This is a genomic window from Lamprobacter sp. (assembly GCF_034860625.1).
Classification (GTDB): domain Bacteria; phylum Pseudomonadota; class Gammaproteobacteria; order Chromatiales; family Chromatiaceae; genus Lamprobacter.
Genome location: NZ_JAYESN010000007.1, coordinates 19,494 through 44,572, shown reverse-complemented (window position 1 = coordinate 44,572; position 25,079 = coordinate 19,494). Strand labels below are relative to the sequence as shown.

At 62.1% G+C, this 25,079-nt stretch carries 21 protein-coding genes and 1 pseudogene; 6 read left to right on the top strand and 16 right to left on the bottom strand.

The annotated features are described in order from the left end of the window. Nucleotides 1-26: 26 nt before the first annotated feature. Nucleotides 27-1,430, top strand: a complete 1,404-nt coding sequence (gene odhB / locus VBE63_RS03270) for a 2-oxoglutarate dehydrogenase complex dihydrolipoyllysine-residue succinyltransferase (protein WP_323681563.1) — start codon at nt 27-29, stop codon at nt 1,428-1,430. Nucleotides 1,431-1,451: 21 nt separating this feature from the next. On the opposite strand, the gene rplI is transcribed toward odhB, so the two are convergent. From rplI to rpsF, 3 genes are all read right to left on the bottom strand, one after another. Beyond that, entirely contained in the window at nt 1,452-1,907 is a 456-nt protein-coding gene (gene rplI, locus VBE63_RS03265; protein WP_323681562.1) for a 50S ribosomal protein L9, read from the bottom strand. Between the two features lie 43 nt (nt 1,908-1,950). Continuing rightward, complete coding sequence (rpsR, locus tag VBE63_RS03260; protein WP_200244815.1) at nt 1,951-2,175, bottom strand: 30S ribosomal protein S18; 225 nt, start codon at nt 2,173-2,175, stop codon at nt 1,951-1,953. Between the two features lie 119 nt (nt 2,176-2,294). Next, entirely contained in the window at nt 2,295-2,741 is a 447-nt protein-coding gene (rpsF, locus tag VBE63_RS03255; protein ID WP_323681561.1) for a 30S ribosomal protein S6, read from the bottom strand. A 203-nt stretch (nt 2,742-2,944) separates the two neighbouring features. On the opposite strand from rpsF, the gene VBE63_RS03250 reads away from it, so the two are divergent. Continuing rightward, nucleotides 2,945-4,072 (top strand): NAD(P)/FAD-dependent oxidoreductase, encoded by a 1,128-nt coding sequence (locus VBE63_RS03250; protein WP_323681560.1) that lies wholly within the window; start codon nt 2,945-2,947, stop codon nt 4,070-4,072. Between the two features lie 7 nt (nt 4,073-4,079). On the opposite strand, the gene VBE63_RS03245 is transcribed toward VBE63_RS03250, so the two are convergent. The 6 genes and pseudogenes from VBE63_RS03245 to VBE63_RS03220 all read right to left on the bottom strand — a co-directional run bounded on the left by VBE63_RS03245 (nt 4,080) and on the right by VBE63_RS03220 (nt 13,835). After that, the gene (locus VBE63_RS03245; RefSeq protein ID WP_323681559.1) at nt 4,080-4,562 is read right to left on the bottom strand and encodes a hypothetical protein; all 483 of its coding nucleotides are present in this window, start codon (nt 4,560-4,562) and stop codon (nt 4,080-4,082) included. Nucleotides 4,563-4,836: 274 nt separating this feature from the next. Continuing rightward, nucleotides 4,837-8,742: a methionine synthase gene (gene metH, locus VBE63_RS03240; RefSeq protein WP_323681558.1), complete on the bottom strand. Its 3,906-nt coding sequence runs from the start codon at nt 8,740-8,742 to the stop codon at nt 4,837-4,839. Between the two features lie 405 nt (nt 8,743-9,147). Further along, complete coding sequence (locus VBE63_RS03235; RefSeq protein WP_323681557.1) at nt 9,148-9,525, bottom strand: cysteine-rich small domain-containing protein; 378 nt, start codon at nt 9,523-9,525, stop codon at nt 9,148-9,150. 221 nt (nt 9,526-9,746) lie between these two features. Continuing rightward, nucleotides 9,747-10,535, bottom strand: a complete 789-nt coding sequence (locus VBE63_RS03230; RefSeq protein ID WP_323681556.1) for an anaerobic ribonucleoside-triphosphate reductase activating protein — start codon at nt 10,533-10,535, stop codon at nt 9,747-9,749. Nucleotides 10,536-10,642: 107 nt separating this feature from the next. Next, nucleotides 10,643-10,810, bottom strand: a pseudogene (nrdD, locus tag VBE63_RS03225) (anaerobic ribonucleoside-triphosphate reductase); the annotation flags it as partial. A gap of 43 nt (nt 10,811-10,853) precedes the next feature. Then, the gene (locus VBE63_RS03220) at nt 10,854-13,835 is read right to left on the bottom strand and encodes a ribonucleoside triphosphate reductase (protein ID WP_323681555.1); all 2,982 of its coding nucleotides are present in this window, start codon (nt 13,833-13,835) and stop codon (nt 10,854-10,856) included. Nucleotides 13,836-14,309: 474 nt separating this feature from the next. Here VBE63_RS03220 and miaB point away from each other — a divergent pair, with 474 nt between their 5' ends. The 4 genes from miaB to VBE63_RS03200 all read left to right on the top strand — a co-directional run bounded on the left by miaB (nt 14,310) and on the right by VBE63_RS03200 (nt 18,274). Then, the gene (miaB, locus tag VBE63_RS03215) at nt 14,310-15,704 is read left to right on the top strand and encodes a tRNA (N6-isopentenyl adenosine(37)-C2)-methylthiotransferase MiaB (protein WP_323681554.1); all 1,395 of its coding nucleotides are present in this window, start codon (nt 14,310-14,312) and stop codon (nt 15,702-15,704) included. A gap of 69 nt (nt 15,705-15,773) precedes the next feature. Next, complete coding sequence (locus tag VBE63_RS03210; protein WP_323681553.1) at nt 15,774-16,751, top strand: PhoH family protein; 978 nt, start codon at nt 15,774-15,776, stop codon at nt 16,749-16,751. Beyond that, nucleotides 16,729-17,376 (top strand): rRNA maturation RNase YbeY, encoded by a 648-nt coding sequence (gene ybeY / locus VBE63_RS03205; RefSeq protein WP_323681552.1) that lies wholly within the window; start codon nt 16,729-16,731, stop codon nt 17,374-17,376. Before VBE63_RS03210 ends, ybeY begins: the two co-directional genes overlap by 23 nt. Further along, a complete protein-coding gene (locus tag VBE63_RS03200; RefSeq protein ID WP_323681551.1) occupies nt 17,363-18,274 on the top strand; it encodes an HlyC/CorC family transporter in 912 nt (303 codons plus the stop codon). The genes ybeY and VBE63_RS03200 overlap by 14 nt, the downstream gene beginning before the upstream one ends. 127 nt (nt 18,275-18,401) lie before the next feature. On the opposite strand, the gene VBE63_RS03195 is transcribed toward VBE63_RS03200, so the two are convergent. The 7 genes from VBE63_RS03195 to rsxA all read right to left on the bottom strand — a co-directional run bounded on the left by VBE63_RS03195 (nt 18,402) and on the right by rsxA (nt 25,066). Then, complete coding sequence (locus VBE63_RS03195) at nt 18,402-19,292, bottom strand: phosphoribulokinase (RefSeq protein ID WP_323681550.1); 891 nt, start codon at nt 19,290-19,292, stop codon at nt 18,402-18,404. A 171-nt stretch (nt 19,293-19,463) separates the two neighbouring features. Beyond that, nucleotides 19,464-20,174 carry an electron transport complex subunit E gene (locus VBE63_RS03190; RefSeq protein WP_323681549.1) on the bottom strand — a complete coding sequence of 237 codons (711 nt, stop codon included), beginning with the start codon at nt 20,172-20,174 and terminating at the stop codon, nt 19,464-19,466. Then, nucleotides 20,174-20,866 (bottom strand): electron transport complex subunit RsxG, encoded by a 693-nt coding sequence (rsxG, locus tag VBE63_RS03185; RefSeq protein ID WP_323681548.1) that lies wholly within the window; start codon nt 20,864-20,866, stop codon nt 20,174-20,176. Before rsxG ends, VBE63_RS03190 begins: the two co-directional genes overlap by 1 nt. Before the next feature lie 27 nt (nt 20,867-20,893). After that, entirely contained in the window at nt 20,894-21,958 is a 1,065-nt protein-coding gene (gene rsxD / locus VBE63_RS03180; RefSeq protein WP_416274499.1) for an electron transport complex subunit RsxD, read from the bottom strand. Between the two features lie 11 nt (nt 21,959-21,969). After that, nucleotides 21,970-23,703 carry an electron transport complex subunit RsxC gene (rsxC, locus tag VBE63_RS03175; RefSeq protein ID WP_323681546.1) on the bottom strand — a complete coding sequence of 578 codons (1,734 nt, stop codon included), beginning with the start codon at nt 23,701-23,703 and terminating at the stop codon, nt 21,970-21,972. A 94-nt stretch (nt 23,704-23,797) separates the two neighbouring features. Then, entirely contained in the window at nt 23,798-24,388 is a 591-nt protein-coding gene (rsxB, locus tag VBE63_RS03170; protein WP_323681545.1) for an electron transport complex subunit RsxB, read from the bottom strand. 96 nt (nt 24,389-24,484) lie between these two features. After that, the gene (gene rsxA / locus VBE63_RS03165; RefSeq protein ID WP_323681609.1) at nt 24,485-25,066 is read right to left on the bottom strand and encodes an electron transport complex subunit RsxA; all 582 of its coding nucleotides are present in this window, start codon (nt 25,064-25,066) and stop codon (nt 24,485-24,487) included. Nucleotides 25,067-25,079: the final 13 nt, after the last annotated feature.

Below are 25,079 nucleotides of genomic sequence, written 5' to 3'. Positions count from 1 at the left end.
ACCATCAACCGACCCACGGGAGCCCCATGCCCACTGAAGTTCGTGTCCCCGCCCTGCCCGAATCGGTTGCCGACGCAACGGTACTGACCTGGCATTTCAAGCCTGGCGATCAGGTTCGCCAAGACGACACCCTGGTCGATCTCGAGACCGACAAGGTTGTGCTCGAGGTGCCCTCGCCGGCCGACGGTATCCTCATCGAAGTGAAGGTCGCCGAAGGCGAGCTGGTCACCAACGACAGCGTCCTCGCCAACATCGAGCCGCAGGCATCTGCGCTTACGCCTAATGCGCCTGCTACGTCGGATGCGCCTGACGCGCCGAATGACCAGCTGCCGGCAGCAGCGGTGGTCGCGGATTCCCAGGCCGACGCATCACAGAACGAAACACGCCCATCCCTAAGCAGCCGCCCTGCGCCCACCGCCGCTGAAGCGCCCACCACCGCGCATCAGGCAGCCGAGCAACGCCCGCCACGACCAGCCGACCCGGTCCTCGCGCCTGCTGCAAGACGTCTAGTCAAGGAGATGAACCTCGACGCTCGCCAGATCCCTGGCAGTGGCAAAAGCGGCCGCATCACCAAGGCTGACGTGATCGCCTGGCTCGACGAACAAGAGGCGGCCGAGCCGGCGATCGACCCCGATGCCGCGGCACTCGCCAAGAAGCGAGCCATGGCCCCCGAGTTCGGGGCCGAACCGCTCGACAAACCTCAGCGACCAAGACTCACCGGCGAGGCCGGACGACCCGAGCAACGGGTGCCGATGACCCGACTGCGGGCACGGATCGCCGAGCGCTTGGTCGAGGCTCAACAGACCGCCGCGATGCTAAGCACCTTCAATGAGGTCGACATGGCCTCGGTGTTAGCTCTGCGCACCCAGTACAAAGAACGCTTCGAGAAGACGCACGGCGTACGCCTCGGACTGATGTCGTTCTTCGTCAAGGCCGCCGTCGAGGCACTACAGCGCTTCCCGATCATTAACGCCTCGGTCGACGGCAACGACATCATCTACCATGGCTACTACGACATCGGCATCGCCGTCAGCTCTGAGCGCGGGCTTGTCGTGCCGATCTTGCGCAACTGCGACCAGCTCAGCATGGCGGACGTCGAGCGCGGCATCGTCGACTTTGCCAACAAGGCCAAGGACGGTTCGCTGAGCTTTGAGGAACTGACCGGGGGGACCTTTTCGATCACCAATGGCGGGGTCTTCGGCTCCATGCTTTCGACCCCCATCCTGAACCTGCCGCAAAGCGCTATTCTCGGCATGCACAAAGTTCAGGAGCGCCCAATCGCGGTCGACGGAGCGGTCGTGATCCGCCCGATGATGTATCTGGCGCTGTCCTACGATCACCGCATCGTCGACGGACGCGAGGCCGTGCAGTTCCTCCAGACCATCAAGGACACGCTCGAAGACCCGGCACGGCTGCTGCTGCGGATCTAGCCCGCAGCCTTGCGCATCGCCTCAGTTGGCCGGAATGACCTCGATGCGCACGCTGACCACGACATCCGAATGCAGATGCAGCTCGACATCATAGTCACCGACGGCTCGGAATGGGCCGTTCGGCAGCCGGACTTCGCTCTTGAGCAGTTCGATGCCAAGACCGCCCTCGGTGATGGCTGTGGCGATATCAGCAGTACCAACCGAGCCAAACAGGCGGCCTTCATCGCCCGCCTTGCGCGGGATGGTGACAATGACGCCTTCAAGCCGCGACTTGCGGGCCTCGGCGGCCGCAAGCGCCTCGGCAGCCTCGCGCTCGAGCTCGGCGCGGCGCTCGTCAAATGCCTTCAGATTAGCGGCGGTCGCAGGCTTGGCATAGCCTGACGGGATCAGGAAGTTGCGGCCGTAGCCAGCGCGCACCGAGACCTTGTCTCCGAGCTCGCCCAAGCCACGTACCTTTTTCATCAGGATCAGGTCCACGGGGTATCTCCTTCGTGAATGCGTTGAGGGATGCAGCTCAGGCTCAGTGGCCGTCGGTGTACGGCAACAGCGCGACGAAACGGGCGCGTTTGATGGCGGTGGCAAGCTGGCGCTGGTAGCGCGCCGAGGTGCCGGTAATGCGACTCGGGACGATCTTGCCGGATTCGCTGACAAAGGCCTTGAGCAAGTTGAGATCCTTGTAATCGATCTCGGTGATGCCTTCAGCGGTGAACCGGCAATAGCGTTTGCGGCGGAAATAGCGTGACATAAGGTGCCTCGACACATGCAGAGAGAGGAAAGGGAATGCGATCAGCGAAATCGATCGCTTACCGGCCTGGGCTCAATTCAGCATGGCTCAATCCGGTGTGGACTCAATTCGCAATGGCGTCAATCGCGATCTGAGTCGTCGTCTGAATCGCGCGAGCGTTCCCGCCCTTCGCCGCCATCGTCATAGCGTCTCGGGCGACGCTCGCCCCGGTCTCCGCCCTCGTCATCCCCGGCGCTCTCACGCTCATCGCCACTCTTCAGTAACGGCGACGGCTCAGTGACCGCCGCATCGCGCTTGATGATCATGTTGCGCAACACCGCATCGTTGAAACGGAAGGCGCTTTCGAGCTCGGCCAGGGCCTCGGCATCGCACTCCACATTCATCAGCACATAATGGGCCTTGTGGATCTTGTTGATCGGATAGGCGAGCTGGCGCCGCCCCCAGTCCTCAAGCCGATGGATCTGGCCGCCGCGCGACTCGACGCTGGTCCGGTAACGATCCAACATGGCTGGAACCTGCTCGCTCTGGCTCGGATGAACCAGAAAGACGATCTCGTAATGACGCATAATGCTCCTCACGGATAATAGAGCCCCCAGCGACGCGACGCGTGCCATGCGTGCTATGGAGCAAGGAGTTACGCCCTTCGCGGACGTAGCCGATCATTATGCGACCTCTTTACCGGGTTGGTCAAACCATTCAGCGGCCCTCTAGCAAAGGGCAGCACGAACGCCCACCTCGAACAGATTCCTAGCAGATTTTGGAGACCCTTATGCAACGCCTGACCATCGTCGGCGCCGGATTCGGCGCGCTGACGTCCCTCAAGACCCTCCGAGACGAGGGCTTCAAGGGCCAGATCAGGGTCGTCAGCCCGCGCCCTGAGTTCGTTTACTATCCGGGCCTGATCTGGGTGCCGAGCGGACTGCGCAGTGGCGAGGATCTCCGGCTCGACCTCGGCCACTTCTTTCGCAAGATGAACGCTGAGCATGTCGCCGCCTCGGCGACTGGCTTGAGTGATGGCGGCCGCATACTGCAGACCGATGCCGGCCCCATCGAGAACGACGGCCTGATCATCGCCAGCGGTGGACGCTTCATCAAGAAGCTACCCGGCATTGAGCATGCGATCACACCCTGTGAGGGCATCGCCGCAGCACAAGCTATCCGCGATCGACTGGGCTCCATGGACGGTGGAACCGTCGCCATGGGCTTCGCGGGTAATCCGAATGAGCCCTCATCGATGCGCGGCGGGCCGATCTTCGAGTTCCTGTTCGGGCTCGACCGACAACTGCGCAAGGAAGGCCGTCGCGAGCGCTTCCGCATCGTCTTCTTCACCCCCGCTGAACGGCCCGGTAATCGGCTTGGACCCAAGGCGGTGGACAAACTGCTCGGCGAGATGCAGCGGGTCGGCATCGAGACCCATCTTGGACATAAGCTAAAGCAGTTCACCGCCGAAAAGGTGATCACCGAAGGCGGCGAATTCCCCGCCGACCTAATCATTTTTATGCCCGGCATGACCGGCAATACCTGGTTCGACGACACCGATCTACCCCGCTCGCCCGGCGGTCTGGTGCAGGCCGATGCCCAGTGCCGGGTGCCCGGCTTCGAGCGCACCTATGTGGTGGGCGATTCCGGCAGTTTCCCCGGCCCCGATTGGATGCCCAAGCAGGCGCACATGGCCGATTTACAGGCCGGTGCCGCAGCCAAGAACCTGGTCGCTGAACTGTCTGGCAAGACGCCGAGCGAGACCTTCAAGGTCGAGCTACTTTGCATCGTCGATGCCAATGATCGCGGCATGCTGGTCGCACGCACGCCCAAGTACAATCTGGTGCTGCCTAGCTCACCGGCGTTTCACTGGCTCAAGCGGCTGTTCGAATGGTGGTACCTGCGCCGTTTCCGCTAGGGTTCGCTCAGTAAACCGGCTTGGCGCCAAAGCGGCGCCTCAGGTCATTCCCGAGCGGCTTGACAATCGCGTCAAGGGCATCGCGGTTTCCCGATGCCCGACCGCGATAGCGCTGACTGAAGCCATCATCCGAGTTGTGCTTGCGGTAGGCGCGCACCTGCAACAGCATCTGTTCGAACCCACCGCGACCCGGCACTGCCTCAATCACGACCGGCTCGATCAGGATCTCGGCCTCCGTGCTCTGATACGGCGAATCCAGCGGGTAGAGACCGGCAAAGGCCGCACTCGCCGCAAGCTCCGTGACCAAACGGCGCTGGACCAAGGCACCTTGGACGCCGGGTGGGCGCAGGATGCCAGCCGCAGCCTGTCCGTCATAGGCCTCTTGTTCAGTCACCTGCGGCCCTGATGCGCAGGCACCCAGCATCCCGGCTAGGCCAAGCAGGAGCAACAGTATGCGCTTGTTGGGCGAGCGCGACGTCTTGAATTTCACGCGGCTTTCTCGAAACGCTGTGCATTGTTGATCAAGATTGTAGGGCTCTGCCTGTATGGAAGCAGGGGAGGGTTTGTCCCTGATAAGACAGCAATATGCTCTAACATGAACATGCTCGTTTTTGCCTGGTCTATGCAGCCATTATTGTACAACCCCAAGCTCAGCAACTTTTCCCTAACCCCCCGCGTAGCTCAAGAGACGGCCCAGGAAGGGCAGTCTCTGAATGTTATCGGTCATGGTCGATTAGCTGATGCGGTGCTGAGCGAACGCGCTCCTACTCCGGATCATAGCCCAACACCGGCGACAGCCAACGTTCGGCCTGCTCCAGCGTCCAGCCCTTGCGCTGGGCATAGTCCTCGACCTGGTCTTTCATGATCTTGCCGGTGCCGAAGTAGCGCGACTGCGGGTGCGCGAAGTACCAGCCGGAGACCGCTGCGGTCGGCAGCATCGCAAAACTCTCGGTGATGGTCAGGCCGATGCGCTCATCGGGCTTGAGCAACTCCCAGAGGGTGCCCTTCTCGGTGTGATCCGGGCAGGCGGCGTAGCCAGGCGCTGGGCGGATGCCTTCGTACTTCTCGGCGATCAGCGCGTCGTTGTCGAGCTGTTCGCCGGGCTTGTAGCCCCAGAGCTGGGTGCGCACCAGCTGATGCAAGCGCTCGGCGAAGGCCTCGGCGAGACGGTCGGCCAGCGCCTTGAGCATGATCGAGCTGTAGTCGTCGTGATCGGCCTCGAAGCGCTCGATATGCTCGTCGATGCCGATGCCGGCGGTGACCGCGAAGCCGCCGACCCAATCGCCCTTCTGGGAATCCGCCGGCGCCACATAGTCGGCCAGGCTGACGTTGGGCTGGCCCTTGCCGGCGGTACGCTGCATCTGCTGGCGCAGCATGTGCAGGGTCGCGGTCTTCTCGCTGCGGGTCTCATCAGAATAGATGGCGATGTCGTCGTCTCCAACCCGGTTAGCCGGGAAGAAGCCGCAGACGCAGCGGGCCTGCAGCCAGCGCTCCTTCACAATCTGTTCGAGGAACGGCACCGCGTCATCAAACAGTTGCTGCGCCTCCTTGCCGACGATCTCATCGGTGAGGATGGCCGGATACTTGCCGGCCAGCTCCCAGGCCTTGAAGAACGGCGTCCAGTCGATGTACTTGACCAGATCGTCAAGCGGGTAGTTGTTGACGGTCAGGATCACGCCGTCGCCGCTGCGCTCGAGTTTGATGTCCTTGGCGTCGAGCCCCGGCAGCGCGGCCGCAAGCGCCGTTGCTGGATCGCTGCTGCCTGCCCCCGGCGCGGCGACATCACCGCCTGCACGCTTGGCTGCCATGTCGGCTGCACCACCAGCGGCCTGTGCCGCTGCAACCGCATCACCGCCCTGATCTCGCTCAGCGCCAGCCGCCAAGATCACCGGCTTTGGCGGCTCATAGCTCGCCCAGTCGATCTCAGTCTTATTCGCGCGCGCCTGGGCCAGGCCCATCAGCTTGCTGGTCTTGCCCTTGGCCAGTCGCTTGGCACGCACCTCAGCGTACTCCTCGACGATGCCCGCCACGTAGCCGTCACGCTGGGTCTTGCTCAGCAGGTTCGAGACCACGCCTACTGCGCGCGAGGCATCCGGCACATAGATCACCGGCTCCTCGCGCTGAGGCGAGATCTTGACCGCGGTATGCACCTTGGAGGTGGTGGCGCCACCGATCAGCAGCGGCTGGGTCATGCCCTGGCGTTTCATCTCCTTGGCGACATGGACCATCTCATCCAACGACGGCGTGATCAGCCCGGAGAGACCGATGATGTCGGCGTTCTCCTCGCGCGCCCGCTGCAGGATGGTCTCGGTCGGCACCATGACCCCCAGATCGATCACCTCATAGCTGTTGCATTGCAGCACGACGCCGACGATGTTCTTGCCGATGTCGTGCACGTCGCCCTTGACGGTGGCGATGAGGAAGCGGCCGTTGCTCTCGTGCTGGGTGCCAGCGGCCTCCTTCTCGGCCTCCAAGTACGGGAACAGATAGGCCACCGCCTTCTTCATCACCCGCGCCGACTTGACCACCTGCGGCAGGAACATCTTGCCCTCGCCGAACAGGTCACCGACCACATTCATGCCGTCCATCAGCGGTCCTTCGATGACGTGCAGCGGCTTCTCGGCGGCCTGGCGCGCAGCCTCGGTGTCTTCCTCGATGTACTCGGTGATGCCCTTGACCAGCGAGTGCTCGAGCCGCTTATTGACCGGCCAGCCGCGCCATTCCAGATCCTCCACCTTCTCGGCGCTAGAGCCGTCGCCCTTGTACTTGGGCGCCAAGTCCAAGAGCCGCTCGGTCGCATCATCGCGACGGTTCAGGATCACATCCTCAACCGCCTCGCGCAGTTCCTCGGGCAGATCGTCGTAGATCGCCAACTGGCCGGCGTTGACGATGCCCATGTCCATGCCGGCCTTGATGGCGTGGTAGAGGAACACGGCATGGATCGCCTCGCGCACCGGATTGTTACCACGGAACGAGAACGAGACGTTGGAGACACCGCCCGAGACCTTGGCATGCGGCAGGCTGCGCTTGATCTCGCGGGTGGCCTCGATGAAGTCGACGGCGTAGTTGTTGTGCTCCTCGATGCCGGTGGCGACGGCGAAGATGTTCGGATCGAAGATGATGTCCTCGGCCGGGTAGCCCACCTGCTCGGTCAGGATCTTGTAGGCGCGGGTGCAGATCTCGACCTTGCGCGCCTGGGTATCGGCCTGGCCGACCTCGTCGAAGGCCATCACGATCACCGCCGCGCCATAGCGCCGACAGAGCCGCGCCTGCGCGATGAACTTCTCCTCGCCCTCCTTGAGTGAGATCGAGTTGACGATGGCCTTACCCTGCACGCACTTGAGCCCGGTCTCGATCACCTCCCACTTCGAGGAGTCGATCATCACCGGCACGCGCGCGATGTCGGGCTCGGCCGCGGTCAGATTCAGGAACCGATGCATCGCCTCGGCCGATTCCAGCAGCCCCTCGTCCATGTTGACGTCGATGACCTGGGCGCCACCCTCGACCTGCTCCAGCGCCACGCTCAGCGCGGTATCGTAATCGTCCTCCTTGATCAGCCGCTTGAAGCGCGCCGAGCCGGTGACGTTGGTGCGCTCGCCGACGTTGACGAAGAAGCTGTCGGCCTTGATGTTCATCGGCTCCAGGCCAGAGAGCCGGCAAGCCGGCTCCAGCACCTTGGCATCGCGCGGCGTCATCCCGGCGACGGCCTCAGCGATGGCCTTGATGTGCTCAGGGCCGGTGCCGCAACAGCCGCCAACGATGTTCAGGAAGCCGCTGCGCGCCCAGTCACTGACCTCCTCGGCCATCTCCTCGGGGCCAAGGTCATAGCCGCCGAGCTCGTTCGGCAGACCGGCGTTGGGATGCGCCGAGACCCGACACTCGGCGATGCGCGCCAGCTCTTCCACATAAGGACGCAGCTCCTGCGGGCCGAGCGCGCAATTGAGTCCAATGCTCAGCGGTTGCGCGTGGCGCAGCGAGTTGTAGAAGGCCTCGGTGGTCTGCCCGGTCAGGGTGCGGCCAGACTGATCGGTGATGGTGCCGGAAATCATGATCGGCAGCTCGACGCCGTCCTCGTCGAACACCTTCCAGACCGCGAACAGCGCCGCCTTGGCGTTCAGGGTGTCGAATACCGTCTCGACCAGGATGATGTCAGCGCCGCCCTCGATCAGACCGCGCGTGGACTCGGCGTAGGCCGTGACCAGGGTGTCAAAGTTGACGTTACGAAAGCCCGGATCATTCACATCCGGCGAGATCGACGCAGTGCGGTTGGTCGGCCCGAGCACGCCGGCGACGAAGCGCGGCTTGTCGGGCGTTGCGTAGCCGTCGGCGGTCTTGCGCGCCAGTCGCGCGGCCTCAACGTTGATCTCCCGTGCCAGCTCCTCCATGCCGTAATCGGCCATCGCGATGCGGGTGGCGTTGAAGGTGTTGGTCTCGAGGATGTCGGCGCCTGCGGCCAGGTACTCGCCATGGATGTCGGCGATCAGGTCAGGCCGGGTCAGCACCAGCAGGTCATTGTTGCCCTTGAGATCACTCGGCCAGTCCTTGAAGCGCTCGCCACGGTAATCGCCCTCTTCCAGCTTGCGGCGCTGGATCATGGTGCCCATGGCACCGTCGAGGATGAGGATGGTCTGTTCGAGGCGTTGCTTCAGAAGGTTGGTTCGATCACTCATAACAACTTGCTGGGTCCGATGGTTGAATTAGGGTCCGCAGCCGCTGGCGGTCAGCAGGCCAAGACGGGGCCGCGTTCAGATCGCAGCCGCGCAAGCGCCAGCATTAGATGGCTTGCTCCTCGACTGCGGCTAGGCTGTGTCTGCTGCTCAGCATCTGCGATATTTGACCAGAATCGTCTGATCAGAATCGTCTGATCAGAATCGCTAAGCTCTTCGCCGCACCTGGGAGCGAAGCGCTAGGCATCCAGGACTGCCTGAGCTCGCGGATCATCCAGAACGTCCGAACGCTCATGGCTCACCGCCACCCCGAAAATGAATCGCGTGAGATTCACGTTAACAAGGCCGACGGCTAGGCCGTAAGCCTGTAGCCGGCGCAACTGCGGTATTTGGCGTCAGTCGCGGTAATCAGTCTTGCCTGTCGTCTGCCACTTTCGGCATCTGGTCCGGAATCTGATCCGACTTGAGCCGCGCCTTGCGCCTATAACGCTCATGCTGAGGCTGGCCATTCCAGACCACAGGCTTCGCTAGCCATTTTTGGATGAAGGCCCAAGAGGCCTGGTAGCCATCATGGGGGAGCGTGCAAGCGGTGCAGTCCTTTCTCGTCACACCCTGAGCGTCCGTGAAGACCTCGTAGGGTCCAGGACAGTCGTACGCGATCAGGGGACAATAACAAAAAAGGCAGTTAAATTCTCGTTTGACCCCAGAATGGCAGGGGAGAAATGGGCAATTTTCGTTCGTAAACCCTTTGAAACCCTGGTTATTTGTAGAATCTTTCGGCTCCATTGTCGACAACCCTTGGCAAACGCCGACCAACCTCGAATGGCGAGCCGAGCAGCATGAACAGACATCATGGGGACCATCCGAGCAGGCACAAAGGACCGCAACCCGCCTCTGCCGACCGCCTGCGGCATTGGGTCATCAGACGCAGATTTGGCGAGAGCCCACACCCAAGCCGCCAACCGCCGTTGCGAGCAGGCGCGCCGCAAGCATGATCAAGACGACGATCAGGCGGCGCGCAGCTCGAAATGCGGGAATGGATTGGGCAGTCCGCCCTCAGAGTCCTCAAGGCCCGAAGCATCGGAGAGCGCGTGCTTGGAAAAATGACGCAGCTGATGACGCAGCGCTGGCTCCAGCAGATGTGCGGATTGCGCCTGCTGCAGGGCGTAATGGGTCACGCCGGCCTCGGCCAGTTTGAGCATTAACCGAGATAGATAGGCATCATCATCGAGCCCTGGCATCGGTGTGGTGCGTACCTCCAGTGAGACCTTGGCTTCGAGCAGTAAAGCCAGGCTCTGCCAAGCCTGCTCGCCGGAGCCGGGCACGCCGGTCACCTGAGGATAATCCTCGGGCAGGGCTTTGATATCGAGCCCGACCCAGTCGAGCAGCGGCAGCAGGGCGCGCAAGCGTTGCGGATAGGGACCGCCAGTGTGCAGTCCAACCTTGAAGCCGAGTGCGCGTACATCGGCCATCGCATCGGCGAGTGCAGACTGGGCAGTTGGCTCGCCGCCGCTGAAGACCACCGCGTCGAGCAGACCACGGCGGGATTTCAGCAGCTCAAGCACATCGGGCCAGGTGATCGCATGCTGCTCTATCCCTTCGCTTGCCTCTTCACCTTCACCTTCACCTTCATTTTCAGCCTCAGGCGCGGCATCGAGCAGATGGCCGTTATGGCAGTAGGGGCAGCGCCAGGGGCAGCCCCGACAGTAGATCACCGCTGCTAGCTCGCCCGGATAATCGACGCTGGTCAGCGGCGTCAGCCCGCCGAGCTGAAGCTTATTAGCCTTGGCACTCACGCAGCTTGGCGCCGAGCCTCAACAGCGCGCTGATGCGGACGATGGGTCGCCTGCTGTCCTGAATCCTGGCCCGCACGCCAGTTCGAGTGCGGCTGCGCATCCGTGCCCCCCGCTGGTCGCTCCTGAAAATAGATGCGCTCTTGATGCTCGGCCTGCTTACCGCGATTGAAGGCGGACACCGGCCGGTGATAGCCCATCACGCGGGTCCAGACCTCGCACCGGGTGCGCTCCTCGTCGCGCAGCTCGATGGTCGGCTCAGTGGTTGTTTCAGTCATTGGATGCTCCTGTCAATGGAAGGGTACGGCTGGTCAGCCGCGTTCAAGCCGTCTCTGTGGCCTGCAACTCGGCACGCTTCTTCTCAATCAGCTCGGCATCGCACTTGGGGCAGAACTCGTGCTCGCCGGCGATGTAACCATGGGTTGGACAGACCGAGAAGATCGGTGTCACCGTGATATAGGGCAGTCGGAAATTGGTCAGCGCTCGCTGCACCAGGCGCTTGCAAGCATCGGTGGAGCCGATGCGCTCGCCCATGTACAGATGCAGCACGGTGCCGCCGGTGTACTTGGTCTGCAGTGCGTCCTGCGCCGCCAGTGCCTCAAAGGCATCGTCGGTATAGCCGACCGGCAGCTGCGACGAGTTGGTGTAGTACGGAGTGTCATCCGTACCGGCCTGCAGGATGTCAGGGAATCGCTTCTTGTCCTCGCGCGCGAAGCGATAGGTCGTCCCCTCAGCCGGCGTCGCCTCCAGGTTGTACATGTGCCCGGTCTCTTCTTGGAACTCGATCATCCGCGCACGCACATGATCCAGCAGTCGGCAAGCGAAGGCATGGCCCCACTCGGTGGTGATATCATCGGTATCCGCGGTGAAGTTACGGATCATCTCGTTGATGCCATTGACCCCGAGCGTGCTGAAGTGATTTCGCAGGGTGCCGAGATAGCGCTTGGTATAGGGAAACAGCCCGGCATCCATGTGGCGCTGGATCACCTTGCGCTTCAGCTCCAAGCTCTTTTTGCCCAGCTCCATCAGCTCATCGAGCCGGCGCAGCAGCCCGGCCTCATCGCCACGATGGGTATAACCAAGCCGCGCGCAGTTGATGGTCACCACACCGAGCGAGCCGGTCTGCTCGGCCGAGCCGAATAGCCCGTTGCCGCGCTTGAGTAGCTCGGTCAGATCCAGCTGCAACCGGCAGCACATCGAGCGCACCATGTTCGGCGAGAGCTCGGAGTTGAGGAAGTTCTGAAAATAGGGGAGGCCATATTTTGCAGTCATCTCAAAGAGATACTCTGCATTCTCGCTCTCCCAGGGGAAATCCTCGGTGATGTTGTAGGTCGGGATCGGGAAGGTGAAGATGCGCCCCTTGGCATCGCCCTCGGTCATTACCTCGATGTAGGCGCGGTTGATCATGTCCATCTCGGCCTGCAGTTCGCCGTAGCTGAACGACTGCTCCTGGCCGCCGATCACCGGCACCTGCTGGCGCAGATCCTCGGGGCAGACCCAGTCAAAGGTCAGGTTCGTGAACGGGGTATTACCGGTAATGAAGGTCTTGCCGCGACGACGAGCGACGAAGGTGCCGTTGCGGGTCGTCGGACACCAGACCTTGCCGCGATAGGGCTTGCGCTCGATCAGCTGAATATAGGTCTCGCGGTTGCGGACGATGTTCAGCACATGCACGCCGGAATCCTTGCGGGTGTAGACCGTGCTGCCCCAGCCCGCCAGGCTGCAGAGTTCTTGCAGGGCGTCGAGGTTTTCCTGGTCGTTGGTATAGATGCGTGTGCGGCCGTTCGGCTCGATGCTGCCGTCGCCCTTGACATAAGTCTCGAGAAACAGCCGGATCTGCCGCGCCGACAGGGTGCGGATCAATGCGGGCACACACTTGCGCTGCAGATAGCCGAGCACCAGCTCACTGCCCTCGCTGTTGAGCCGATAACGACAGACAGGGTGATTGGCATAGGTGCCAGTCTGGCGTCGCTCATGCCAGGTCAGGCCCATCTCGGTCAGCAGCCATTCGATCTCGGCCGCGTTCTCGCGGTTACCCGTTGATTGCCAGATGCTGACGCGACGCCGACCGGCGTCAAAATCGAGGTTCCCCTCCGCAACCACCCAAGCCAGCAGCATAACCAGGTTGTCATCCACCTCAACCGTCGAGGTGGTCTCCCAGGCATTCGGCACGATCACCGGCGATTTCAGCTTAGCGACGTCTTCGATCTCTTCGAGAATCCAACGGTTATCCGAGTTGAAAACCTTTCTGACGACCTTGTGCTGTGGCGTGACCCATTGCTCCTGGGTACGGTTGCGCAGCACATACATCTCGCCGTCGAAGTCGTAGGCCGTGATCGCCAGCGGCTCCAGGTACTCCAAGCGATTATTGCGCCAATCGAAGGTGGCAATCCGTTCGCCCTCGGCGATCTGGTCGTAGCGTTTCCAGCCCTGCTCGGTCAGGCACTCGGTCTCGGCATCGACGCACTGACAACCCCACCGCGAGGGCACATTCAGGTTGTAGATCAGCTCCTGGATGTACTGCTTGACGCGCGGATAGTCGAGACCATCGACGCGCACATAGGGCGCCATGTAGGTATCGAAGCTCGAGAATGCCTGGGCGCCCGCCCATTCGTTCTGCAAGGTGCCGAGGAAGTTGACGATCTGTCCGATCGCGCTCGACATGTGCCGCGGCGGCCCGGCCTCGACCTTGCCCGGCACGCCATTCAGCCCCTCGGTCAGCAGGGTTCGCAGCGACCAACCGGCGCAGTAGCCGGCGAGCATGTCGAGATCATGGATATGGATATCGCCCTCGCGATGCGCCTCGCCGACCTGCGGCGGATACACATGCGACAGCCAATAGTTGGCGATCATCTTGCCGGAGGTGTTCAGGATCAGCCCGCCGAGCGAATAGCCCTGATTGGCATTGGCCGCGACGCGCCAGTCCGAGCGGTCCAGGTACTCGTTGATCGAGCTGGAGACATCCACCAGCGTGCGCCGATCGGCGCGCAGCTTGGCGCGCTGCTCACGGTAGACGATATAAGAGCGCGCGGTCTCGAAATGATTGGCGCTGATCAGCGTCTGCTCGACGACGTCCTGGATACCCTCGATGTCTGGGTTGCGCCCTTCACCGTAGCGATGTGCCAGCACCTTGACCACCTGCGCGGTCAACAGCTGCGCCTCCATCTCGCCGAATTCGCCCGTCGCTTGCCCAGCACGCGCGATCGCCGACTGAATCTTTGAGGCGTCAAACGGAACCTGCTCGCCATCGCGCTTGGTGACGCTTGTTGGCAAAACAGCGAGTTGGGCAGCAAGGGTCGTCATAGAAAGGCTCACCGACGAAAGACACAAGATATTGTGTTGCGGAGTATAGCGAACGCAAGATGTGGTTGATAGCGGTCTGCCGCAACAGCCGGCAGCGCATTGACCCAAGTCAGCTCCAATGCGGACTGCCCCTCGGTGATCCCCAGACGCACAGGTTCCGGACCAGCCCGATGTTCGCTCGCCCTCTCCAGAATCACGCTTAGCAGGATGAGCAGGAAACCCGGCGATCTCAGCTGCTGCGTGACGCCAAAGACGGGTGCAAGAACCCGCAGAGCGCTGTGCGATCAGCAGGCTCAGCACCGACAGCGGCCTGGCCGATCGGCGGTTCGACCGGCGGCACAGGAAATCCATTGATTCAGCAGCGCTTGACACCATGATCCCCTTTCCCGAGGATGAGCCGCTCAACCCCGTCGCTCTCAACCCCATCGCTCGCCCCACATCGCTCGATCAGCCTTAGCGAATCGAACAGAATCCATGCCTCGCAAAGTCTTCATCCAAACCTACGGCTGCCAGATGAACGAGTACGACTCGTCACGGATGGCCGACCTGCTGCGTGAGTCACATGGGCTCGAACGCACCCAGTGTCCCGAAGAGGCCGATGTGCTGCTGATGAACACCTGTTCGATCCGCGAGAAGGCACAAGAGAAGGTGTTTTCCCAGCTTGGGCGCTGGCGGCCCTGGAAGGCCCATCGGCCAGGCCTGGTGATCGGCGTCGGCGGCTGCGTCGCCAGTCAAGAAGGCGAGCTGATCCGCGAGCGCGCCCCTTATGTCGATCTGGTCTTCGGTCCACAAACGCTGCACCGTTTGCCGGCGATGCTCGATGCGCTCGAGCAGCGGCATCAGCCGCAGATCGACGTCAGCTTCCCCGAGATCGAGAAGTTCGACCGCCTGCCCGAGCCGCGTGCCGAGGGGCCGAGTGCCTTCGTCTCGATCATGGAAGGCTGCTCCAAATACTGCACCTATTGCGTGGTTCCCTACACCCGTGGCGAGGAGGTCAGCCGCCCCTTCGATGACGTCATCGCCGAGGTTGCCAGCCTCGCTGAGCAGGGCGTGCGCGAGATCAACCTGCTGGGGCAAAATGTCAACGCCTATCGCGGCCCGATGCACGATGGCGAGATCGCCGACCTGGCATTGCTGATCCGCTACTGCGCGGCGATCGACGGCATCGACCGCATTCGCTTCACCACCTCGCACCCGGTCGAGTTCTCCGACAGCCTGATCGCGGCCTACGCCGAAGTCCCCGAGCTGGTGAGCTATCTGCACCTGCCGGTGCAGAGCGGCTCAGACCGCATCCTGGCGCTGATGAAGCGCGGCCATACCGCCCTCGAATACAAGGACAAGATCCGTCGGCTGCGACGTGCCCGCCCTGAGATCAGCCTCTCATCGGACTTCATCGTCGGCTTTCCCGGCGAGACCGAAGCCGATTTCGAGGCCACACTGCAACTGATCCGCGAGATCGGCTTCGACCAATCCTTCAGCTTCATCTATAGTGCGCGACCCGGCACCCCAGCTGCTGACTATCCCGACCTCGTCCCCACCAGCGTCAAGCAAGCACGGCTCGCGCGGCTGCAGCAGCAGATCAATCAGCAAGCGCAGCAGATCAGCCGCAAGATGGTCGGCGAGCTGCATCGCGTCCTGGTCACGGGCCTCTCTCGCAAAGACCCGAGCCAGCTAGCCGGGCGCACTGAGAACAACCGAGTGGTCAACTTTAGCGGCCCCAAAGTGCTGATCGGCGGATTCGTTGACCTACTGATCACTGAAGCCCTGCCAAATTCCCTGCGTGGCGAGCGACAGCAGGCCACCGCGGCTGGACCAGCGAGCTTGGTCAGCGTCGCACCGCCACTTGGGCTCGGCAACGCCCGGCTATAGTTTAGCTGCAGTGCATTTGCGACCGATCGACCGATCAGCCCTGCCAACAGCGCCTCGTGCGCACCGCCCTTGACCCAATCACCCATCAACATCGACCTCAGCCTGTCGCCCGAAGACAACGTGCGCCTAGCAAACCTCTGCGGCCAGTTCGACGCCCATCTGCGCCTGATCGAGCGCCGCCTTGGCGTCGAGATCGCCAATCGCGGCATGAGCTTCCGGGTGATTGGTGAGCGCAAGGCTGCCGAGGCAGGGGCGCGCGTGCTCGAGGGTCTCTATGCAGCGACAGCGGATGAGGTGCTAGCGCCAGAGCGCATCCATCTCGAGCTGGTCGAGTCTGGAGCCGATGCCGTTGCCGCCGCCAGCGCCGATGCATTGCCGGAGCTGATCATCAAGACCAAGCGCGGACTGATCAAGCCGCGCGGCGAGATGCAGCTCAACTATATGCACGCGATCCTGCGCCACGATATCAATTTTGGCGTTGGCCCGGCGGGCACCGGCAAGACCTATCTCGCGGTAGCCTGCGCGGTCGAGGCATTGGAGACCGAACGGGTCCGGCGTGTACTGCTCGTCCGCCCGGCGGTCGAAGCGGGCGAGCGGCTGGGCTTCCTGCCTGGTGACCTCGCACAAAAGATCGACCCCTACCTGCGCCCGCTCTATGATGCCCTGTTCGAGATGCTCGGCTTCGAGAAGGTCAACAAACTGATCGAGCGCAACGTCATTGAGGTCGCTCCACTCGCCTACATGCGCGGGCGCACCCTGAACGACGCCTTTATCATCCTCGACGAGGCCCAGAACACCACGCCAGAGCAGATGAAGATGTTTCTAACCCGGATCGGCTTCGGCTCGACGGCGGTAGTCACCGGTGATGTGACCCAGGTCGATCTGCCGCGCGGCCAGCCTTCGGGTCTACGCCAGGCGGTCGAGGTCTTGCGCTCTGTGGAAGGCATCAGCTTCTCATTCTTCAGCGCCCGCGACGTGGTCCGTCATGCCTTGGTGCAGCGCATCGTCAACGCCTACGAAGCTTATGACCGCGACCCAGGCAGCTAAGCCGACGGCCACAACCGAGGCACCAGCCTCGGAGCAGCGATCCACCGAGCTCACCGACCCTGAGCCTGGTGAGGCCTACTCAGCCCCGGCGCTCTTGCTCGACCTACAACAGGGGTCGCTCAGTCCTCGGCAATCCTCAGCACTGCCTACTGCGAGCGATCTCGAGCGCTGGGCGCTGGCCGCCCTCGCCCCCGGGCTCTCGCCCCGCCACGCTCAGCGGCACTGGCCCGCCGAGCTGACCATTCGCATCACCGACGAGGCCGAGAGCAGCGCGCTCAATCAGCAGTTCCGTGGCCGCTCGGGTCCGACCAATATCCTCTCGTTTCCGTTCGCGCTGCCGCCGGGCATCGACGCAACAGATCCCGCGGTTGCCGGGCTCGGTGCCCTCCTCGGCGATTTGGTGATCTGCGCCCCCTTGGTCCAGCGCGAAGCGGCCGAGCAAGGCAAGACAGAAACCGCCCATTGGGCGCACCTGGTGGTGCATGGGACGCTCCACCTACTCGGCTTCGACCACATCACGCCCACTGAGGCCGCCCCCATGGAGGCACTGGAAATCCACATCCTCGGTACACTCGGATTCCCTTCACCCTACGAGGTCAATGACGACGCCAATGGCGAGCGATGACGGCTCTAGACAAGGCGCCCAAGCCAATCACTGGCTGCAGCGCCTGCGCTTATCAGGGCTCATGCAGCGGTTAGTCCGCACAGAGCCACAGACCAAGGAGCAGCTCACCGAGCTCCTTCAACAAGCCGAGTGCCGGGGTCTCCTTGACCGAGAAGCGCTCGGTATGATGGAAGCCGTGCTGCAGGTTGCCGACCTGCGCGTTGGCGATATCATGATCCCCCGTGCCGAGATCGTGCACATCCGCCGCGACGACCCCCTTGAGAGCATCCTGAGCATTGCGGTCGAGAGCGCCCATTCACGCTTCCCCGTCACCGGCGATGATAAGGGCGAGGTGGTGGGTATCTTGCTCGCCAAAGATCTGTTGAGCTACTGCTCAGAGACCCATCAGCGCTCGTTCAATATCCGCGACCATCTGCGCCCGGCCGTGTTCGTCCCGGAGAGCAAACGACTCAATGTACTCCTCAAGGAGTTTCGCGCGAGCCGCAATCACATGGCCATCGTCGTCGACGAATATGGCTCGGCCGCTGGCCTGGTCACGATCGAGGATGTGCTTGAACAGATCGTCGGCGACATCGAAGACGAGCACGACTTTGACGAAGGCGCCTTCATCTACAAGCGTGGCAAGGGTGAGTACACGGTCAAGGCACGTACCGGAATCGACGAGTTCAACGAGTATTTCGGCACCTCGCTCGAGGGGGGCGACCTCGATACGATCGGTGGCCTGGTCGTGCAGGCCTTTGGCCACCTACCTAAACGCGGCGAGTGGGTCGAGATCGACAGCTTTCGTTTCGCCATCATGCGCGCCGACAGTCGCCGCGTGCATCTGCTGACGGTGCGCCCGCCAAGCAGCGATCCGGGGGCATTCAGCCACGACCCCGCCCCCGCTGATCCAGCTTAGTGACTGTCCAGAAATGACTTCCCGATTTCAGGGCGGCCTATCACGGCAGCTTCGGGAAGCAAATGATGCACACGTCCTTAGTCGACCACCCTCAGACTCAGCCAGCGACAGCGGGGGGAGATTGGCGTCAGACGTTCCGTGCGGCCATCATGCGCTCGATGATCGGCTGCAGGATGATCTCCATCGCAAAGCCCATCTTGCCGCCCGGGACGACGATGGTATTGCGCCGAGACATGAAGGAGTCCTTGATCATCGCCAGCAGATACTGGAAATCCACATCGAACTTTTCTGGCTCTTTGAAGCGGATGACCACAAAGCTCTCATCCGGAGTCGGGATATCGCGGGCAATGAACGGATCTGAAGTATCCACGGTCGAGACGCGTTGGAAGTTGATATCCGTTCGCGTGAACTGCGGCGTGATGTGCCGGATGTAGTCAGGCATTCGGCGAAGGATGGTATCGACGATGGCCTCAGCGGAGTATCCACGCTCCGCATTATCACGATGGATCTTCTGAATCCATTCCAGGTTGACGATCGGCACCACGCCAATGCCGAGATCGACATGCTTGGCCACATCCGCCTCGTCGGTCTTGGCAAGCCCGTGCAGCCCCTCATAGAACAGCAAATCCGTACCCGCCGGCACCTCTTCCCAAGGCGTGAAATCACCCGGCGAAAGGTTGGTGCCAAGGCGCTCGTTATGATGGGCAGCCTCTTCGTCACTATGAATGTAGTAACGCTTCTTACCCGTGCCGGTGTCGCCATAGCTGGCGAAGAGCTCGGCAATGAGGTCGAAATGATTTGCTTCGGGGCCAAAGTGGCTCAGGTTGCGGTGCTCCTCGGCCGCCTTCGCCATCTCTGCCTTCATCTCTTGGCGGTTGAAACGGTGGAAGCTATCGCCCTCGATCACCGCAGCATTGATACCGTCACGATAGAAGATGTGCTCGAAGGCACGCTTGACCGTCGTGGTCCCTGCGCCAGACGAGCCGGTAACGGCAACAACTGGATGTTTCTTAGACATGCGTAAACTCCCCGTCTTTTTTGAGATGCTGCCAGCGGCCGTTGCGCAAGGTTGGGCACCAGTGGCTGACGTGACTAAAGCTGCAAAATCAGATCAACGCGCAAATATACCATTTCCTTGGCCTCCGCTTGACAATCAACTGAGCTGAAGACGAAGCGCTTGGACCGGGCATCACCCAGCCGTGGGCGCCATCTCCCGCGTCGACGCCGGCTCAGTCGATAGGCGCTGCGCGCGCTGGCGGCGTTCTGCAGCCTTATCGATCAGGTTCTTCAGCGCGATCAGGAAACCCAGCCCGATAAAGGCACCAGGCGGCAATATCGCTAACAACGCACCTTGGAAGCCCTCACCGAGGTTCAGACCGAACCCCTCCGCGGCGGGTCCCAGCAGCAGCTCGGCTTGATAAAACAGGGTGCCTTGACCCAGGAATTCGCGCATCCCACCCAGCACCATCAGCACCAGAGAAAACCCGATCCCCATCGCTAGGCCATCGACGACCGCCCGATCCAGCCGCGCCTTAGAGGCAAAGGCCTCGGCACGGCCGATGATCGCGCAATTGGTCACGATCAGCGGGATAAAGAGCCCCAGCACCAAATACAGCTCGTAGAACTGTGCCTGCATGGTCAGTTCAACCGCGGTGACGAAAGAGGCAATGACCAACACGAACACCGGCAACCTGACCTCAGGGCGCACCAGATTGCGGATCAGCGAGATCGTCGCATTCGACAGCACCAGCACCGTCGTCGTCGCCAAGCCCATCCCAAGCCCATTGGTGGCGGTAGTGGTGGTTGCCAGCAGCGGGCACAGCCCGAGCATGGCGACCAGGGCCTGGTTGTTGCTCCAAAGCCCCTCGCCAACTAAGGCACCATAGCCTTTCTCAGCCATCAGGCGTCCCCCACAGTGGTGGTGGTGGCGAGCGACTCAGCTTCGGCGGCTGTTCCCTCCTCCGCCTGGCCGGCCGCCGGCTTCGCATAGAGCGAATCCCCGTTCTGTCGCACGAACAGCAGAGTTCCTTTGACCGCATTGACCACCGAGCGCGGTGTGATGGTCGCACCGGTGAACTGGTCAAACACGCCGCCATCACGTTTCACGCTCCAATGCTCTAACGGCGGCTCGTCGAGCGAACGCCCATTGAACTGATCGATGATCCAATCGTCCTTGCGCTCCTCGATCTTGTCTCCTAGACCAGGCGTCTCATGATGAGAAAGCACCCTGACGCCACCCAAGGAGCCGTCACGCAGCACCGAGACCAGGAGCCTGATCGGACCGGCATAGCCATCGGGAACAATCGGCTTCAGGATCAGGGCGACCGGCTCATCGCCATCGCGCACCCGGTAGACCTCCGTCTTCGGCGCGCCAAGCAGATCAGGATCGCTGACCTCAATGCGATCCTGCAGCGGATCATTCGACATGCGCCCTGCCGGCACGATGGCCTCGAGCTTCGCCATCATAGCCGCGCGCTGATTCTCGGCGATCTTGACATCGGTGATCTCATGCGTCACCGCGACCAAGCCAACGCCGCCAACGGCGAAGCTTCCAAGAATGAATGCGGCGATGAGGATGGGAGCCTTTTTCATGGTCTTTGTCTGTCCAATGCTGTGTGCTCAGGCCTTCTTCCGCTCGCTTCGGCGATGCCCGAAGACCCGAGGCTGAGAATAGTGATCGATCATCGGTGCGGCGATGTTCATCAGCAACACTCCGAAAGCAACCGCATCCGGATAGCCGCCCCAGGTGCGGATCACGAAGATGATCAGGCCAATGGCCGCACCATAGATGAGCTGACCACGCCGAGTGGTGCAGGCCGAGACCGGATCGGTTGCGATAAAGAATGCGCCTAAGATGGCCGCGCCCGAGAACAGATGGAACCCCGGGAACGGGAAATGCTGAGGATCAACCAGCCAGAACGCTGCTGAGGCCGCCAGCAGAGCACCGAGCAGGGCGACTGGAATATGCCAGCTGATCACTCGCCGCCACAGCAGATAGAGCCCGCCGATCAGGAACCAGTTCCCGACCCATTCCCAGCCGCGACCGCCAAAATCACCCCACAGCGGACTGCTGGCTCGGATCTGATCGATCGTCTGCCCCTGATCGAGCAGTGTGCGCATCTCATCCAGTGGTGTCGCCGCACTCACCGCGTCCCAGGTCAGACCCTCGGGCAGGCTGCCCATGAAGATCAGCCGCGCAGAGTCCAGGAACGAGAGCGCCGATAGATCGCGCGCCTCGAGCAGCGCCGGAATGTCCGGTGGCAGCCAACTGGTGGTCTCTACCGGATAGGAGATCAGCAAGAAGACATAGCCGGCCATGGCCGGATTGAACGGGTTGTAGCCGATGCCACCATAGAGCTGTTTGACGATGACGATCGCAAAGACGATGCCGAGCATGGTCATCCACCAAGGCATGGTGGGCGGGATGGTCAGCGCAAACAGCAGTGCCGTCACCAGGGCGCTATAGTCACTGATGGCCGGCAGCGCCGGACGCCCGCGCAGTTTCATCACTAGCGCTTCAGCGAGCACCGCAAACAGGCTCGCCAGCGCCATATTGATCAGCACGCCCCAGCCGAAGAACCAGATCAGAGCCAGGGTGCCGGGCACCAGCGCCAGGCAGACCTGGAGCATCACCTGGTCAACACGATTGATGCGCGCGCTATGCGGCGACGAGACAAAGGTCATAGCCACCGGCATTACTCCTGGTCGGCCGCAACCGCTTCCCGCGGCTGGGCAGGTCGGGCGAGCAGGGTGCCGTCACTCTGGTCAACCGGTGCGGCAATGGCTTCAAGCTGGCCGGTTGCATGCTGCTCGACAGGCTTGGCGGTTGCTGCAGTCGTCGCGACCGTCGCCTTCTTCTCCGCGGCGCGTCGGCGTGCAGCCTCAATGGCGGCCTGCTTGTCCGCCTTATCCGACTTCGGCGAAGCTCCACCCGCGGAGACGGCCTCTTTCTTCTTGCGCAGCTTGGCTTTCCGCTCGCGCTCCTGACGCTCAAGCCGAGCCTCGCGCGCGGCATGCCGCTCGCGCGCATGGTCAGCAGCGCGCCGCTCTTGCTCGCGCGCCCAGCTCTCGGTCTTGGCGAACCGGTAGTACTGCACCAGCGGGATATGCGACGGACAGACATGCGCGCAACAGCCGCATTCGATGCAGTCGAACAGGTTGTAGTCCTGCACCTTGTCGAGCTCTTTCGCTCGCGCGTGCCAATAGAGCTGCTGCGGCAACAGGTTGGCCGGACAGACCTCGGCACAGCGCCCACAGCGAATACAGGGCAATGGCGCCCCTGGATCAGGGCTTTCGTCCGCGGTGAGCGCCAACAGACAGTTCGTGGCCTTGGTGATCGGCACCAAATCGGTTTCGAGTCGGAAGCCCATCATCGGACCGCCAGCCACCAGTTTCGCGATCTCGCCGCTGTAGCCGCCACTCGCCGCGACCAGGGCCTCAGCCGAGGTCCCGATCGGCACCCGATAGTTACGCGGCTCCACCACACCACGACCAGTGACAGTGACCAATCGCTCGATCAATGGCCGCCCGCGAAAGACCGCATCGGCGATCGCGGCCGCGGTACCCACGTTCTGGCAGACGACTCCGATCTGCGCCGGAATGCCATGGCTCGGCACCTCCTTGCCGGTGAGGATGCGGATCAGCTGCTTCTCGCCACCGCTCGGGTAGAGGGTTGGGATCACCACCACCTCGACCCGATCGCCCATGACCGCCGTTGCGATCGCGGCACGCATGGCCGCTGCCGCCTCGGGCTTGTTGTCCTCAATGCCAATCAGCGCTTGCTTTGCCTGCACCAGGTGCAGCATCACACGGACACCATCCAGGATATCCGCGGCACGCTCGCGCATCAGCAGGTCATCGCAGGTGATGTAGGGCTCACACTCAGCGCCGTTGATCACCACCGTATGGATCGGCTGATCCTTGCCCGGATTCAACTTCACAGTCGATGGAAACGAGGCGCCCCCCATGCCGACGATCCCGCTCGCACGGATGCGCTCGCGGATCTCAACCGGATCGCAGGTGCCAATCTCGGCGGCAGAAGCAGCCAATGGCGGCGGCAGTTCGGCCCAATGATCCTCGCCGTCGGTCTCGATGACGACACAGGGCGCACTGAGGCCCGATGGATGCGGGATGGGTCGCGATTCGATCGCGACCACAGTGCCCGAGCTCGATGCATGCACCGGCGCACTGATATAGCCCTGCGGATCGGCGATCGGCTGGCCTTTCAAAACCTTGTCACCCACCGAGACCCGACAGCGCGCCGGCGCGCCAATGTGCTGCTGCAAAGGCAGCACAAGCTCGCGTGGTCGCGGCGCTGCAGCGACCGGCTGGCCATTGGAGAGCGTCTTTTCGTCCGGCAGATGGACACCGCCGTGGAAGTGCCACAGCTTGCGCTGACCACCGTTGAGGAGCGATCTAAAACCTGACATCAGATGCATCTAGTCGGCTATTTGAGAGGGCTGTTTGAGGGCTGAGCACGCGCGGTGTGGATGGCGCGCGCCCTTGTTGGCTGCGTTGACGCGCCTAGGCGGCCTCGCGATGCTCCGGCAGCAGTTCCGATGCGGGCGGCAGCACAAGCGGCTGGCGCAGCGGCGTCGGGTAAGGCCATTTCCATGTGGATAGCGTCTCCGGCACCGGCTCTAGATGGATACAATCAACCGGACAAGGGGCCATACAGAGACCGCAGCCGGTGCATTCGCTGGCGATGATGCCGTGTAACTGCTTGGCGGCCCCAACGATGGCATCGACAGGACAGGACTGCAGGCATTTCGTACAGCCGATACAGACCTTTTCATCGATGACCGCGATCTGCTTTGGCGTTTCCTCGATCTCGCCGACTTCGACCGGCTCGCGACCAAGGAGATCAGCAATCGCCAGCATCGTTCCCTCGCCGCCCGGCGAGCAGAGGTTGATCTCAGCCTCACCAGACGCGACTGCTTCCGCATAAGGCCGGCAACCGGGATACCCACACTGTCCGCACTGACTCTGCGGCAGGAGCGCATCAACCTGATCGGCAATCGGGTCGCCCTCGACGCGAAAACGAATCGCGGAGTATCCAAGCAAGAGCCCGAATCCAACCGCAAGACCCGCTATTGCCGCGATGGCTATCAACATCTCAGTCTTCTCCTGGGGCCGGCATCGACGGGTGACCTACCCATCTGCAGCAGCAATGCTGATCGCCTGCACCCGTTGCGTTAAAACCCGTCCAGCTTAAACGGAAACAAGACCGGCAAACCCCATAAAAGCCAAGGACATCAGTCCCGCCGTGACCATGGCGATGGCACTGCCTTGGAAGGGCTCGGGCACGTCGGCCACCGCGACCCGTTCGCGCATCGCGGCAAACAGTACCAAGACGAGCGAGAAGCCGATGGCCGCGCCAAACCCATAGAGCGCAGATTCAAGAAAGCTACGCTGCTCCTGCAGGTTCAGCAGCGCCACACCCAGCACCGCGCAATTGGTCGTGATCAACGGCAGAAAGATGCCCAGCACCTGATACAGCACCGGACTGGTTTTGTGCATCACCGTCTCGGTAAATTGCACGACAACCGCAATCACCAGAATAAAGGCGATGGTTCGCAGATAGTCGATGCCGAGCGGCACCAGTAGGTAGGTATTGACGATCCAGGTCGTCACGGCAGCCAAGGTCAGCACGAAGGTCGTCGCGAAGCCCATGCCGATGGCGGTCTCGAGCTTCTTCGAGACTCCCATGAACGGACAGAGCCCCAAGAACTTGACCAAGACGAAGTTGTTGACCAACACCGTGCTGACCAAGATCAATGCGTACTCTGTCATTGTCCCCATCTGA

Coding starts and splice junctions, on each gene's coding strand:
- rpsF (WP_323681561.1), bottom strand. CDS start 2,741: ATGCGTCATTACGAGATCGTCTTTCTGGTTCATCCGAGCCAGAGCGAG.
- rsxG (WP_323681548.1), bottom strand. CDS start 20,866: ATGAAAAAGGCTCCCATCCTCATCGCCGCATTCATTCTTGGAAGCTTC.
- rpsR (WP_200244815.1), bottom strand. CDS start 2,175: ATGTCACGCTATTTCCGCCGCAAACGCTATTGCCGGTTCACCGCTGAA.
- rsxC (WP_323681546.1), bottom strand. CDS start 23,703: ATGTCAGGTTTTAGATCGCTCCTCAACGGTGGTCAGCGCAAGCTGTGG.
- rsxA (WP_323681609.1), bottom strand. CDS start 25,066: ATGACAGAGTACGCATTGATCTTGGTCAGCACGGTGTTGGTCAACAAC.
- odhB (WP_323681563.1), top strand. CDS start 27: ATGCCCACTGAAGTTCGTGTCCCCGCCCTGCCCGAATCGGTTGCCGAC.
- VBE63_RS03190 (WP_323681549.1), bottom strand. CDS start 20,174: ATGGCTGAGAAAGGCTATGGTGCCTTAGTTGGCGAGGGGCTTTGGAGC.
- ybeY (WP_323681552.1), top strand. CDS start 16,729: ATGACCGCGACCCAGGCAGCTAAGCCGACGGCCACAACCGAGGCACCA.
- rsxB (WP_323681545.1), bottom strand. CDS start 24,388: ATGTTGATAGCCATCGCGGCAATAGCGGGTCTTGCGGTTGGATTCGGG.
- miaB (WP_323681554.1), top strand. CDS start 14,310: ATGCCTCGCAAAGTCTTCATCCAAACCTACGGCTGCCAGATGAACGAG.
- rsxD (WP_416274499.1), bottom strand. CDS start 21,958: ATGACCTTTGTCTCGTCGCCGCATAGCGCGCGCATCAATCGTGTTGAC.
- VBE63_RS03220 (WP_323681555.1), bottom strand. CDS start 13,835: ATGACGACCCTTGCTGCCCAACTCGCTGTTTTGCCAACAAGCGTCACC.
- VBE63_RS03200 (WP_323681551.1), top strand. CDS start 17,363: ATGGCGAGCGATGACGGCTCTAGACAAGGCGCCCAAGCCAATCACTGG.
- VBE63_RS03195 (WP_323681550.1), bottom strand. CDS start 19,292: ATGTCTAAGAAACATCCAGTTGTTGCCGTTACCGGCTCGTCTGGCGCA.
- VBE63_RS03250 (WP_323681560.1), top strand. CDS start 2,945: ATGCAACGCCTGACCATCGTCGGCGCCGGATTCGGCGCGCTGACGTCC.
- VBE63_RS03235 (WP_323681557.1), bottom strand. CDS start 9,525: ATGGAGCCGAAAGATTCTACAAATAACCAGGGTTTCAAAGGGTTTACG.
- metH (WP_323681558.1), bottom strand. CDS start 8,742: ATGAGTGATCGAACCAACCTTCTGAAGCAACGCCTCGAACAGACCATC.